The organism is Paenibacillus nanensis (assembly GCF_003583765.1).
Classification (GTDB): Bacteria; Bacillota; Bacilli; order Paenibacillales; family Paenibacillaceae; genus Pristimantibacillus; species Pristimantibacillus nanensis.
Genome location: NZ_QXQA01000003.1, coordinates 135,968 through 148,775, shown reverse-complemented (window position 1 = coordinate 148,775; position 12,808 = coordinate 135,968). Strand labels below are relative to the sequence as shown.

10 protein-coding genes are annotated in these 12,808 nt (G+C 52.6%); 5 read left to right on the top strand and 5 right to left on the bottom strand.

The window, feature by feature from the left end:
* The first annotated feature begins 38 nt into the window (after positions 1–38).
* Positions 39–410: a helix-turn-helix domain-containing protein gene (locus D3P08_RS06920; protein WP_119598725.1), complete on the top strand. Its 372-nt coding sequence runs from the start codon at positions 39–41 to the stop codon at positions 408–410.
* On the opposite strand, the gene D3P08_RS27235 is transcribed toward D3P08_RS06920, so the two are convergent.
* The 3 genes from D3P08_RS27235 to D3P08_RS06910 form a co-directional block, all read right to left on the bottom strand.
* On the bottom strand, positions 382–525 hold the full coding sequence (locus tag D3P08_RS27235; RefSeq protein WP_162848390.1) for a hypothetical protein: 144 nt from the start codon (positions 523–525) through the stop codon (positions 382–384). The two genes, D3P08_RS06920 and D3P08_RS27235, sit on opposite strands and share 29 nt — an antisense overlap.
* Before the next feature lie 158 nt (positions 526–683).
* Positions 684–1,148 carry an RrF2 family transcriptional regulator gene (locus tag D3P08_RS06915; protein WP_119598724.1) on the bottom strand — a complete coding sequence of 155 codons (465 nt, stop codon included), beginning with the start codon at positions 1,146–1,148 and terminating at the stop codon, positions 684–686.
* Positions 1,149–1,268: 120 nt separating this feature from the next.
* Positions 1,269–1,892: an FMN-dependent NADH-azoreductase gene (locus D3P08_RS06910; RefSeq protein ID WP_119598723.1), complete on the bottom strand. Its 624-nt coding sequence runs from the start codon at positions 1,890–1,892 to the stop codon at positions 1,269–1,271.
* A 248-nt stretch (positions 1,893–2,140) separates the two neighbouring features.
* On the opposite strand from D3P08_RS06910, the gene D3P08_RS06905 reads away from it, so the two are divergent.
* From D3P08_RS06905 to D3P08_RS06895, 3 genes are read left to right on the top strand one after another with little or no spacing between them, the layout of a single operon-like run.
* Positions 2,141–3,112, top strand: coding sequence for an iron-hydroxamate ABC transporter substrate-binding protein (locus D3P08_RS06905; RefSeq protein ID WP_119598722.1), 972 nt, complete (start codon positions 2,141–2,143; stop codon positions 3,110–3,112).
* 30 nt (positions 3,113–3,142) lie between these two features.
* Positions 3,143–4,147, top strand: a complete 1,005-nt coding sequence (locus tag D3P08_RS06900) for a FecCD family ABC transporter permease (RefSeq protein ID WP_119598721.1) — start codon at positions 3,143–3,145, stop codon at positions 4,145–4,147.
* Positions 4,144–5,151 carry a FecCD family ABC transporter permease gene (locus D3P08_RS06895; RefSeq protein ID WP_119598720.1) on the top strand — a complete coding sequence of 336 codons (1,008 nt, stop codon included), beginning with the start codon at positions 4,144–4,146 and terminating at the stop codon, positions 5,149–5,151. The genes D3P08_RS06900 and D3P08_RS06895 overlap by 4 nt, the downstream gene beginning before the upstream one ends.
* Before the next feature lie 35 nt (positions 5,152–5,186).
* Here D3P08_RS06895 and D3P08_RS06890 read toward each other — a convergent pair whose 3' ends face one another.
* Entirely contained in the window at positions 5,187–6,365 is a 1,179-nt protein-coding gene (locus D3P08_RS06890; RefSeq protein WP_119598719.1) for an NAD(P)/FAD-dependent oxidoreductase, read from the bottom strand.
* Positions 6,366–6,383: 18 nt separating this feature from the next.
* On the bottom strand, positions 6,384–6,821 hold the full coding sequence (locus D3P08_RS06885; protein WP_119598718.1) for a helical membrane plugin domain-containing protein: 438 nt from the start codon (positions 6,819–6,821) through the stop codon (positions 6,384–6,386).
* 405 nt (positions 6,822–7,226) lie between these two features.
* Between D3P08_RS06885 and D3P08_RS06880 the strand changes: the two genes are divergently transcribed.
* Positions 7,227–12,773: a family 10 glycosylhydrolase gene (locus D3P08_RS06880; protein WP_119598717.1), complete on the top strand. Its 5,547-nt coding sequence runs from the start codon at positions 7,227–7,229 to the stop codon at positions 12,771–12,773.
* Positions 12,774–12,808: the final 35 nt, after the last annotated feature.

Sequence of the window (12,808 nt, the reverse complement as noted above, 5' to 3'; positions counted from 1 at the left end):
ATAGTAACGGACCCCTAACTTGGAGGGAAACACAAAGCATGAACCGCTATGGAAAACGTATCGCAGAGCTGCGCAAAAAACGCGGCTTAAACCAGGAAACACTAGCCGGACACTTAGGCATAACCCGCGCTTCTCTGTCCCATTACGAAACCAATCGAAGAGAACCGGATTATACGCTCCTTAACCGAATCGCAGACTATTTCCGCGTTTCGATAGACTACTTGATGGGAAGAGATCAGAACCCAAGCAGAGCACTCAGCCCCGAAGTGTCCGACTTTCTTAATCGCGTTGAACTGGATGACGAGAGCGTCACGGAAAAATATGAGCTGACGGTCGACGGCCGTAAGCTGACGCCGGAGGAAACTCGCCGCTTTATCGCCTTTATTCGGGCAGAGCGTTCGACCCGGTAGCCTCGTCAGCCCCCACGGATGAGGAGACGTTCAGGAATTGTACGGCCTCTCGGCTGATGCCAAGCTGATCCAATATGTTGTACACATCAAGAACAATCGTTTTTTCCTCGTGCATGATGGCACTCCCTTTCTTGCCGTTTGCTGAACGTGTTCATTATACTAATGCTCTTCCGCACTGTAAACGAGCCTTTTTTGTCTAATTGTAAGAAGTTTAGTCGAATGACTCGCACTAGAAAAAAGCGTCAGCCGGAGCGGCTGACGCTTTCCATATATTTAAGCACGCTCCTTAAAAAAAGGAATACGGCACATGACTTGGTCGAGTGTAAATTGGTTCAAAAATTGGATCGTGTTCGATTCCGCTTCATGAAGAATCCTCTCCAGCTCCTGATCGAGCAAAACGCTTGCTTCGCCGCATTCGCTGCTTGGCGCCTTAAACGCCTCGCCGCCGCAGCAGCTTCGCCGTCCCGGATGAACCGCTTCATATATTTCGCCTAGCGTTAGGAGCGAAGCGGATTTTTTCAGCAAATAGCCTCCCTCGCGCCCTCCGCGAGACTCTACAATCCCCGCTAAAGTTAAAGCTTGCAGCACCCTTCGCAGAAAGGTGGCATGAGAGTCGACTTGGCCGGCAATGACGGCGCTTGATGTAATTGAATTATTCCGCGCCAATCTAGCCAAAGCATGCAGGGCGATTTTAAAATGGGGCGGGCCGAAATCGATTCCTTTATCAGCTACGCTCATACGGCTTTCCTCCTAGCGGCAGGATTCCATCATTCTCTTTCATTATAGGTTGGAACAGGCCGGCAGGCAATGCAAAAAGCCGGCTGAGCAATTCAGCCGGCCTAGCTGCAAACGATACAATTAGAACGAAGCGCCAGCTTCGTGCGCTTTACGAAGACCTTCTTCAATGATCGCTGCTTTGCGGTCAGGGAATTGGTTATGCCCCTCAATAACAATCGACTCCGGCTGAATGCCGATGAAGCCCATGATTGTCTTCACGTAGTTAAGGGACATCTCTGCCGCCTGCGCAGGGCCTTCCGAGTAGACGCCGCCGCGAGCGTTAAGAAGAACGACTTTTTTGTCGCCGGCAAGACCAACCGGGCCTTGCTCTGTATATTTAAAGGTTTTGCCTGCTTGCAGCAGGTAGAACAAATAGGTCACAAGCTGAGCGGGAACGGTGAAGTTCCAGAGCGGGAAAGCAAATACGACCTTATCCGCCGCCATAAATTGCTCTAAATAACGGTTCGCCAGATCTGCAAGCTCTTTTTCTTTCCCTTCGGACGGGATACCTTTTGCATCCTTGAATAGACCTGTCATCATGGCGTTATCATAATAAGGCAGATTTTGCGCGAACAAGTCAAGCTCGGTAATCTTCGCTTCCGGATTGGCTTCCTTAAAGCCTTTCAGAAATGCATCATACATTTGCACGCTTACGGCTTGATCCGCCGGGCGGTCGTTCGCTTTAATCAATAATACGTTGCTCATGAATTTCTCTCCCTTTTATTGTGCCTTCTTCAAGCACATTTCTTTTTTTAAAAAATGGCCGTTGTCTTGAATTGCAACTAACCTAGGCACATTATAACCTCCTCTTTAGGAAAGTGCAATACTAACTTTTTTATAGCCTTTTAAACAGTTAAGAAACATGTATTGACAGCCATTGTCATTAGGCCTTAAAATGTGCTGAGTGATGTTGATAATCGTTATCAATGAAAAAGAAAAGGGGAGAACCTCTCTTGAAAAACGTTTTTTATCCGCTTGCTCTTATTTTAATGCTGCTTGTGAGCGCTTGCGGCGGCAGCAACTCGGCAAACAATACGAACAATAGCGCCGCTGAGACTTCACCGTCAGCGTCCCCGACCGCAGGAGCGGACGGCAATGCGGCTGAACAATCCGGCACGATTACTTATCAATCCGAGAACGGGCCGGTGGAAGTGCCGGCTAATCCTCAGCGGGTCATCGTGTTGTCTTCCTTTGCGGGCAATGTCATGGCGCTGGGCGTAAACCTGGTCGGCGTAGATTCCTGGTCGAAAATGAACCCCCGCTACGATCAGTACATTAAAGATGTGCCGGAAGTAACGGACGAGAATGTGGAGCAAATTATGGAGCTTGAGCCCGACCTCATTATCGGCCTGTCGAACATTAAAAACGTCGACAAATTGAAGCAAATCGCCCCTACCGTCACTTACACGTACGGGAAAGTCGACTATTTGACGCAGCATGTGGAAATCGGCAAGCTGCTCAACAAAGAGAAGGAAGCACAGGAATGGGTTGACGACTTCAAGGCGCGCGCCGTTCAAGCCGGCGCCGACATCAAAGCGAAAATCGGCGAAGACAAAACCGTATCGGTTGTTGAGGCCTATGGCAAACAGCTTTACGTGTACGGCGACAACTGGGGCCGCGGCACGGAAATTTTATACCAGGCGATGAAGCTGCCCATGCCTGAAAAGGTAAAGGAAACGGCGCTTAAGGAAGGGTACTACGCGTTATCTGCCGAGGTGCTGCCTGATTATATGGGCGACTATGTCATTCTAAGCAAATTCGCCGATTCCGACAGCTCCTTCCAAGAAACCGAATCGTACAAAAACATCCCTGCCGTAAAAAACAATCAAGTCTACGAAGTGAACGGCAATGAGTTTTATTTCAACGACCCGCTGACGCTTGAGTATCAGCTTGCGTTTTTCAAAGAGAAATTTCTTGGCCAATAATTCATTTGAGAACATAGAGAGGTCACGGACATGACCAAAAAATATGCGGTTTCCTTCAGTATTAAATGTATTGCCGGCATTGTTATCCTTGCCGGCATGTTTGTTGTTTCGATTATGTTAGGGGCTGCCGATGTTAGCCCTCTTGATGTATGGCGCGCGGTTACCTTTTCGTCGGAGAACAAAGATATTCTCATCATACAGGAATTTCGGCTTCCAAGAGAAATAGGCGCCGCGCTTGTCGGCGCCGCATTCGGCGTATCCGGTGCCGTGATGCAAGGCGTTACCCGGAATCCTCTTGCTGATCCGGGACTTCTTGGCCTTACTTCCGGCGCAACTGCCGCGCTGGCCATTACCCTTGCCTTTATCCCTAATCTAACCTATGTCGGCATTATGATCGCTTGTTTTATCGGCGCGACAATCGGCTCCTTGCTCGTCATCGGCTTAAGCTCAGCCAGAAAGGGGAAGCTTTCCCCGCTTCGCGTCGTGCTGGCGGGCGCGGCGATATCGATGTTCCTGACGGCGATTACGGAAGGGACGGCCATATTCTTCAAGCTGTCGAAGAATGTATCCATGTGGACGGCCGGCGGCTTAAACGGAACGACCTGGACACAGCTCGCGATGATTAGCCCTGTCATCGGCGCGGGCATATTACTGGCCGTCATCTTATCCAAGCAATTAACGATTTTAAGCTTAAGCGAGGAAGTAGCGGTCGGTCTCGGCCAGAAGCTGGGGCGAATTCGCGCGCTCATGTTCGCCGCCGTAATATTGTTGACAGGCGCATCAGTCGCTCTTGTCGGCAATCTTGCCTTTGTCGGACTTATGATTCCGCATATTGTACGGTTAATAACAGGCACCGATTACCGGTTTATCGTACCGATGTCGGTCCTGATCGGAGCGACTTTTATGCTCTTGGCCGATACGGCCGCAAGACTCATTAATGCACCGTATGAAACGCCGATCGTAGCGGTAGTCGCCATTCTCGGCCTGCCCTTCTTTCTATACGTCGTACATAAAGGTGGGAAATCGCTCTCATGATACAAAAAACGCATGCTCAAAAATGGCTGTTTTTCTTTTCGCTATTTTTTATTCTCATCCTTATTACGGCTTTTCTCGGTTTAGGGCTAGGCAACTCCACCGTCCCGTTCAGTCGTATTATCCCCGTATTGTTCGGAGACGGGGCATTTAAAGAAAATCTCAGCATCTGGGAACTGCGCTTGCCGAGAATTTTCATCACCGTATTGTCCGGCATGGCGCTTGCGCTATCGGGCTCCATCCTGCAGTCGATTACCCGCAACGATCTTGCCGATCCCGGCATTATCGGCATTAATTCCGGAGCTGGCGTCGCGGTGGCGATTTTTTTCCTCTACTTCCCGATCGATGTCGGCAGCTTTGCTTACCTGCTGCCAGTCGCCGCTTTTATCGGCGCGGTGCTTACCGCCGCATTGATCTACCTGTTCTCGTTCCGCAGGTCGGAAGGCTTGAATCCGGTTCGGCTGGTGCTTGTCGGCGTCGGCTTCTCGATGGCATTATCCGGCTTAATGATCGTGCTCATTTCTTCGACGGATCGCGAGAAGGTTGATTTTATTTCGAGATGGATCGCGGGCAATATTTGGGGAACGGACTGGCCCTTCTTATGGGCTATCCTGCCGTGGCTTGTCATTCTGATTCCTTATACGCTGTATAAAGCGACGCGCCTGAACTTGCTGGGACTCAGCGAGCCGGTGTCCATCGGAGTGGGACTTCCTGTTCAACGGGAGCGCATCCTGCTGCTGCTGACGTCAGTCGCGCTTGCTGCGGCGGCGGTCTCCGTGTCGGGAGGCATTGCTTTTATCGGTCTGATGGCGCCGCACATCGCCAAATCATTAGTCGGCCCCCGCAACCAAATGTTCATTCCGATCGCCGTGCTGCTCGGAGGTCTCCTGCTGCTCATTGCGGATATTATCGGCAGCAACGTTGTCGCCGATAAGGTCGTGCCGGCCGGTATCGTCGTTTCGCTGATCGGCGTTCCCTACTTCGCTTATTTGCTGCTTAAGAAATAAAAAAATCTCCTGCGCGCGCAGGAGATTTTTTTTGATTAATGAGCTAGAGCGAAAAGCCCTTTAATATGGGACAAATAACGGATATGGCTCGCCTCTTTCATCGCGGAGGCCGGGAAGCCCTTCAGCTGCGTTTGGCTCGCGCCGACCGTAGCGATGCCGTCCTTCCTTCCGAGGCTTGCCAGCGTGCCGGAGAAGATCGGCTCGAACTCTTTCAGCGGCATGCCGCGAAGCGTCGCGAACAAATTGTAGCCGACCAGCTCGCCCATTTGCCAAGCAAGCTGCGCAGTCGGCGGGTAAGGTCTTCCTTCCGAGTTAAAGACAACCGCGCTGTCCCCCGCCAAAAAGATATCGGAATGGGAAGTCGACTGCAGATGCGGTGTGACGGTTGCTCTGCCCCGGTTCACTTCGATTCCGCAGTCCATGACGGCGGAATGGCCTTGGACGCCGCCCGACCAAACAAATGTGCCTGCTTCGATGGAGCTGCCGTCCTTCAGGAACACTTGATTTCCTTTGACCTCCGTGATCGGCGTGCCGGTAAGAAACTTCACGCCGCGCTTCTCGAGACTCGACTTTGCCCGATCGATCAGCGTTTGCGGGAAGCCGTTCAAAATCGAAGGTCCCGCTTCCACGCAATACAGCTCGATGTCGCTTGGCGGTATCGCGTTCTCGCGGCAATAAGCCGGCAGCTCATCCGCAAATTCGCCGACCAGCTCAACGCCGGTTAATCCGCCCCCGCCGACGATTATGGTAGCGTCCGCTTTATTTTTTGTTTTGGCATAAGCTTTCAAGCGGCCTTTAACATGCTCGCGAATTTGATTGGCATCCTTCGCGGATTTCAGAATCAGGCTGTTCTCCTTCAAACCCGGAATACCGAAATAAGCGGTTTCGCTGCCAAGCGCAATGACCAGCAAATCGTAGTTTAAGTAACCGCCTCCCGAAAGCTGGACCGTTTTTTTATCAGGCGCAATCTGTTCCACATTATCGATTCGCAACGAAACGTTTTTGTCCTTTAGCAGCTTTTCGAGCGGAAGCGTAACCGCCTCTTCACTCACATTGCCCGCCGCGAGTCTATGAAGCTCGGTAATAATTTGATGCGTAGGGTACCGGTTAACAAGCGTTACCGACGCTTCGGCTTCCGTTACATATTGGCGTACCGTCAGCGCGCTGAGCAGCCCGCCGTATCCGCCGCCTAGAATTAATATATTCTTTTTCATGACGATCTCCTCCGTCCCTTATCGCGTTTTCTCTTGTTTGTTCAGCACAGTCATAAACGCTTGAATAAAATGAAGCAGCTTCTGCGCTTGCGGATCCTTCAGCATCTTCATGACGCCGAAGATTCCGATAGGCGTATCGGATTCCTTCGCCATATCGTTCGCTTCGATAACAGCCGACGCCAAGCCCTTGACGCGGTCCGTTACAGGCAGCACCACTTCTTCGAATCCGCCCTTCATATCCGCGATAAATACCGGGTCCGTTGCCAGGCTCTTAACCGTTCCGTATGCTTCGCTGAGCTTTGTCGTCATCTCCGCCAGCTGCGGCAGATGTTGAACGATCGTGGACAACGCCTTCAGCGTCTCCGGATTTTCCAGCAGCTTGAGCACTTGCGTCAAATTAGCCGCCTGCTCGACAGCCGATTGATCCAACCGTTCCGTTTCCATTGTCTTCTCCAATGTCAGCACTCCTCGCCGTTACTTTGTTAAATATTTCACATACTATTGTACATGATGAACTCCAATTGGTAAACTACGTGCGCCCATTTGTATCAATTTTATTTTTGGCTTTCCTGCATAGATTTATGTGTTCTCCCCCAATTTGGGACCTTCCACTCAGAAGAAAAAACAGAACGCTGTCGGAATTCGCTTATGCCATGCCTTTCGAACTGAAACAAAACAGGAATATTTACATGATATACAAATAAATTTTAAAATTTTATACTTTTAAGCGAAGATATTTTTAAAATTTTATTTCACACCTGATTGTACAAAGGAGGATCGAAGCATTAGCGGCCTTATTCCTATTTTACGAAAGACAAAAAGCGTTCAATCTATCCAATCCGTAGAGGGGAAGTGCTTAGGGTGTACGTACATAGGAAACAAAACCGAAGTATCGCGATATTGCTCGCTTTTATGCTTTTATGGGGGACATTGTTCACAGGCGTTGCGGCTGCGGCCGATGGCGGGGAGACGGGCGCTGAGAACCAAGCCCCAGGACAAGCGGACGGCATAGCTGTTCCTTCAGCGGATACTCCGCCAGCAGATGAACCTTCGTCCGAACAGATTCCTTCGCTTTCATCCGATGAACCCGGTCTCTCGGCCGCTGCGGCCGAATCTGCGCAAACTATGCTCATCGAAGATTTTGAAGATATGACAGATTTGTTCACCTCCGAAATCCGAACCGTACCCGGCTCTACGAAGCTGGAGAAACAGACACGGCCGAGTCCTGTCATGTACGGACACGCCTCCGGAAAACTCACCTATAACTTCACCGGCACAATAGGCACCTCCGCCGCTTATCTGAATTTCTCGAGCAAAACATTGTCCGGCTATCCGACAAAAATTGGCGCATGGGTTTACGGCGACGCCGGCAAGCACTGGCTTCGCGCTCAATTCGAAGACGGCAGCGGCGCTAAGCACGTTAGCGATTTTACAACGACTACCGGCTTCAATTGGTCCGGCTGGAAATACGTCACCGTAAACGTGCCGCAAGGGAAACCTGCGCCGCTCAAGCTCACCCAGATCTATATTACCGAGCTGAACAATGATAACAAAACGAGCGGCGCCGTCTATTTCGATCAAGTATCGGCCATTTATTCCGATCAAAGCCCGGTTAGCGTCGAGCTGTCCGGCTTGCGCGGCATGAAGCCCGGCGAAAGTCTGCAAGCAAAAGCGCTTGCGACTGTCGTTGGCGGGACCGCTTTGACCGATGTCACTGCGAGCACCTCCTTCAGCAGCAGCGCTCCCGAAGTGGCGTCCGTTTCGGCAACGGGCCTTGTCGAGGCTGCAGGGCTAGGAACTACGACCATTACGGCGGCTAACGGCAATCTTCAAGCCACCTATCTGCTAACCGTCAGCGAGACAGGCGCTGCACCGACCGGCATCGAGCTGGAGGGGAGCACTGTGCTCGAGATTGGAAACACCGAAACGGTCCGCGCTTTCGCCTTCTACGAAGGCAATACGGAAGCGGTCCCCGCCGGTCAAGACGTAGCATTTGCGAGCAGCAATTCTGCCGTCGCCACCGTCGATAGCGCAGGCAATCTGGCGGCTGTTGGCGCAGGCAGCACGGTAATTTCCGCAGCTTGGAACGGTCAAGCCGCCTCCTACACGCTAACCGTTAACGAGCCTGTGCCCGTTCTGCAAAGCATTCGAATCGCGGGGCTTCAGCCTATGACCGAAGGAGAGTCGGCGCAAGCGAGCGTTTTTGCAGCTTATTCGATTCTGACGGAAGAGGTTGATGTGACGGATGAAGCCGTTTTTGCTAGCAGCAACCCTGAAGTAGCCGAAATTAGCGAGGAAGGCCTCGTAACAGCGAAAATGCGTGGCACGACTCGGATTGAAGCGCAATTCGAGAATAAAACGGTCCGTCTTCTGTTAATCGTCAATACTTCCCAGGAACCGCTGAAGCGTGAGCTTCGGGCCGCTTGGATCGCCTCCGTCGAAAATATCGACTGGCCGGCCAAAGGGGTAACGACGGAAGCGGAGCAAAAGCAAGATTTTATCGAGCTGTTAGATGAGCTGGCCGCAACGGGCATTAACGCCGTCATCGTGCAAGTGAAACCGACAGCGGACGCCTTCTATCCTTCGGAGCTCGCTCCTTGGTCGGAGTGGCTGACCGGCGAGCAAGGCAAAGATCCAGGCTACGACCCGCTCGCCTTTATGCTGGAGGAAGCTCATAAACGGAACATGGAATTCCATGCTTGGTTCAATCCTTACCGCATCAGCATGCATGCCGATTTGAACAAGCTCGTCGATGACCATCCCGCAAAGCTGCATCCGGACTGGGTGGAATCGTACGGCGGCAAGCTGTATTTCAATCCGGGTGTGCCGGAGGCGAAACAATATGTGATCGACAGCGTGATGGAGGTCGTAGACCATTACGATATCGATGCGGTCCACTTCGACGATTATTTCTACCCGTACCCGGTGACGGGAGAAGAATTCCCGGATGATGCCGAGTATACGGCTTATGGTTCCGCCTTCGCGAACAAAGCCGCATGGCGCAGAAACAATGTCGATACGCTAATTGAAGGCTTGTCGGACGCGATCAAAGCGAGCAAGCCATACGTCAAATTCGGCATTAGCCCGTTCGGAATATGGCGGAACAAATCGACTGATTCTGCCGGCTCCGATACGAACGGCCTTCAAAGCTACGATGCCCTAAATGCCGATACGAAGGGCTGGGTCGAGAAAGGCTGGCTCGATTATATCGCGCCGCAGGATTACTGGCATTTCAACAATGGTCCGGCCGCTTACGAGAAGGTATTGGACTGGTGGCGCGGCGTCGTTGAAGGCAGGGATGTCCATCTCTATGTCGGTCAGGCGATCTACCGCGTGCCGACGTGGGAAGATCCGCAAGAGTTCTCGAACCAAATTGTATATAACCGCAGCTATCCGGAAACGGTCCGCGGCAGCATGCTGTTCAGCGCCAAAGACGTTATCGCCAACTATCTCGGCACACAGGACCAGCTGATGCAGGAGCTTTACCGTTACCCTGCCCTGCCGCCGACGATGCCGTGGCTCGACAATGAAGCGCCGGAAGCCCCTGCTCTTCTGTCCGCCCTATCGGCTAAATCCGGGCAGGTCGAGCTTCGCTTTGAGGATGCGCCTGAGAGTGACGCCGCCTATTATGCCGTTTACCGCCAAGAAGGGGATTCAGCCCCAGATACGACCGACCCTTCGAAGCTGATCGGCAAAGTTCGCAAGCAGTCCGGTGCGGCTCAGCAAATGTATCTCGATATGAACGTTCAAGACGGCGTGACCTACACCTACGTCGTCACCGCGCTCGACCGGCTTCACAACGAAAGCGGCGGCAGCAACGCGGTTGCAAGCGCCTATGAAGCAGGCGATAGGTTGTATGAAAAAATAATGGCGAAGGACGCCGTTAGCGGCACGATCGAGCTGGAGCGCGCAGGCGTGAAGAAGCTGGCCGCGAACGTCACGATCGAGCAGAAGCTGGGTGAACGCGTATTTCCTCGCTTGCTGCAAGAAGTGATGGTTGGCGCGGAGAACGCGGAAATTCAGCTGAATGAAAATGGGGAAATCAGCAAAATTACGCTAATTGGCGAAACGGAACGCGATACGATGCGAATCGGCATCCGAAGCAGCATCGCCGATATTTCCGATTTGACACAGCTGAACCATAACAGCATCGAGCTGCTGTCTGCGTCTCCCTTCCGTATCGTTGACAAGATCGGAGAGCGTAACGTAACGGCCGCAGCCAATCTTCCGGTTTCCATAACGGTAACGGAAGGGACAATCACCGTCGCGCAAGACGGGAAAACGCTCCTGACGACAACTAACCGCATTTATGCGCTTCCGCCTGCGAATGGCGGGCTGATCGAGGTCTCTTCCATTACGAGAGCGCAAGGCAAGCCGAAATACCGCGGCCAGCTGGAAATTACAGCAGCGGAGAACGGCGGCAAGCTTCGTCTCGTTAACGAGCTGAGCATGGAGCAATATTTGTACCAAGTCGTGCCAAGCGAAATGCCGGCTTCGTTCGGGCTGGAGGCGCTGAAGGCGCAAGCTGTCGCCGCAAGAACGTATGCGCTCGCGGATTATTTGAGCAACCGGTTCGCCCAGTATGGCTTCCATGTCGATGACAGCACGTCAAGCCAGGTTTACAACAATACCGCGGAGAACGAGCTGACCAAGCAGGCGGTAGATGCGACTGCAGGCCAGGTCATGGTCAGCGGCGGCATGCTGGTTGACGCCAGATACTATTCGACATCGGGCGGCTACGGCGCATCCAAGCATGAGGTATGGGCCGATACCGGAACGAACCTGTTCCCTGGCACCGCCATCCCGTATTTGACGGCGAAGAGCTACACGTACTCACCGGATAACAATGAACAGATGCTTGAGATTGACACATCGAACGAAGACGAAATCAATGCTTTCTATAAAGACTTGTCCCTGAACGGTTACGATTCGGATTCGCTCTATTTCCGTTGGAAGGTGTCGTTGACCGCAGAGGAGCTTGGGAAGACCGTCAACAAAAACATCAAACTGCGTTACGCCGCCGAGCCGATGTTCATCCTGACGAAACAACCGGACGGAAGCTACGCCAGCAAGCCGATTCCGGAAGCGGGAATTGGCGAGCTGCTAGGCATGTCCGTTGCAAAAAGAGGCGCGGGTGGCAATATAACCGAGCTGCTCATCGAAGGCACGACCGGCACTTATAAAATTATTAAGGAATACAACATCCGATTTACAATCAGGCCGAACAAATCCGACACCGGAAGCGGCACCGACATTCTCGCCTACCGGGCTAAAGGCGGATCATCGGAATATGACCCTGCGGCAACCCTGAAAAATCCAAGCATTCTGTACTCCGCCTTCTTCACCTTTGATCTTGCAAAAAACGGTGAAGGCGATATCGAAAGCGTCACCTTCTACGGCGGCGGGAACGGCCACGGCGTCGGCATGAGCCAATACGGCGCGCAAATGCTGGGCAAATCGGGCAAAACCTTCGCGGACATTTTGAACGCGTATTATACCGGTATGAATATCGTCTCCCTGAACTCGCCGATCATGACAAGCCTGGAGACAGCGGCGCCAATCAAGCTGCAAACCGGCGCGACTCATAAGCTGAAAGTATACGGCATATTTAGCAACGGCGACAAAGCGGAAGTGACTGCGGGTATCGGCTATCAGAGCAGCGACAGCGCGATCGTTTCCGTTGATGCTGACGGCAACTTGAAGGCATTAAAGGCTGGCACAGCCGAAATGACCATTACAGTCGGCGCTTTGTCAACACGAGTAACCGTTACGGCTTACAATGCTCCTGTCTATCCGCCGCCTCCTGGCAACAACTCGGGAAATCCCGGAGAGAAGCCTGAGGAAGAGCCGGGTCATCCTGTCATTAACTTTACCGATATTGTCAACCATTGGGCGAAGGCTGCGATTGAGCGCGCAGTCGAGCTGGGCATCGTATTGGGCTACGAAGACGGCACCTTCCGTCCTGAAGCCAAAGTTACGCGCGCGCAATTCGTGACGCTGCTTATGCGGGCCTTCCCTGTAGAAACGAACAAAGCGAATGTAAAGCCGTTGTTCGCTGACCACGACAGCATACCGGATTGGGCTTTGGACGCCGTCATGCAAGCCGCTGCGGCCGGTTACATCCAAGGCTACGAGGACGGCAGCTTCCGTCCGGATGAACCGATCTCCCGCTCGGAAATCACCGCGCTTATCGTCAGATTCGCGGGGCTGGAGCCGATCGAAGACGCGGAGCTGGCGTTCGAGGATGGAGACAGCGCTCCAGCATGGGCGCGCGGTTACATTGCTGCCGCGGTGGAAGCTGGGCTGATACAGGGCAAAGGCAATAACCGCTTCGGTCCTAACGACGATTCCAAAAGAGCGGAAGCGGTTGTACTCCTGCTCGCCCTGCTCGATTCGGCGGAAGAATAAACGAAAGGCCCATTGTTCATACAAAAAAGATCGGC

Bases quoted from the DNA above. Each gene is read 5' to 3' on its own strand.
- D3P08_RS06920 (WP_119598725.1), top strand. From the start codon at position 39: ATGAACCGCTATGGAAAACGTATCGCAGAGCTGCGCAAAAAACGCGGC.
- D3P08_RS27235 (WP_162848390.1), bottom strand. From the start codon at position 525: ATGCACGAGGAAAAAACGATTGTTCTTGATGTGTACAACATATTGGAT.
- D3P08_RS06915 (WP_119598724.1), bottom strand. From the start codon at position 1,148: ATGAGCGTAGCTGATAAAGGAATCGATTTCGGCCCGCCCCATTTTAAA.
- D3P08_RS06910 (WP_119598723.1), bottom strand. From the start codon at position 1,892: ATGAGCAACGTATTATTGATTAAAGCGAACGACCGCCCGGCGGATCAA.
- D3P08_RS06900 (WP_119598721.1), top strand. From the start codon at position 3,143: ATGACCAAAAAATATGCGGTTTCCTTCAGTATTAAATGTATTGCCGGC.
- D3P08_RS06895 (WP_119598720.1), top strand. From the start codon at position 4,144: ATGATACAAAAAACGCATGCTCAAAAATGGCTGTTTTTCTTTTCGCTA.
- D3P08_RS06890 (WP_119598719.1), bottom strand. From the start codon at position 6,365: ATGAAAAAGAATATATTAATTCTAGGCGGCGGATACGGCGGGCTGCTC.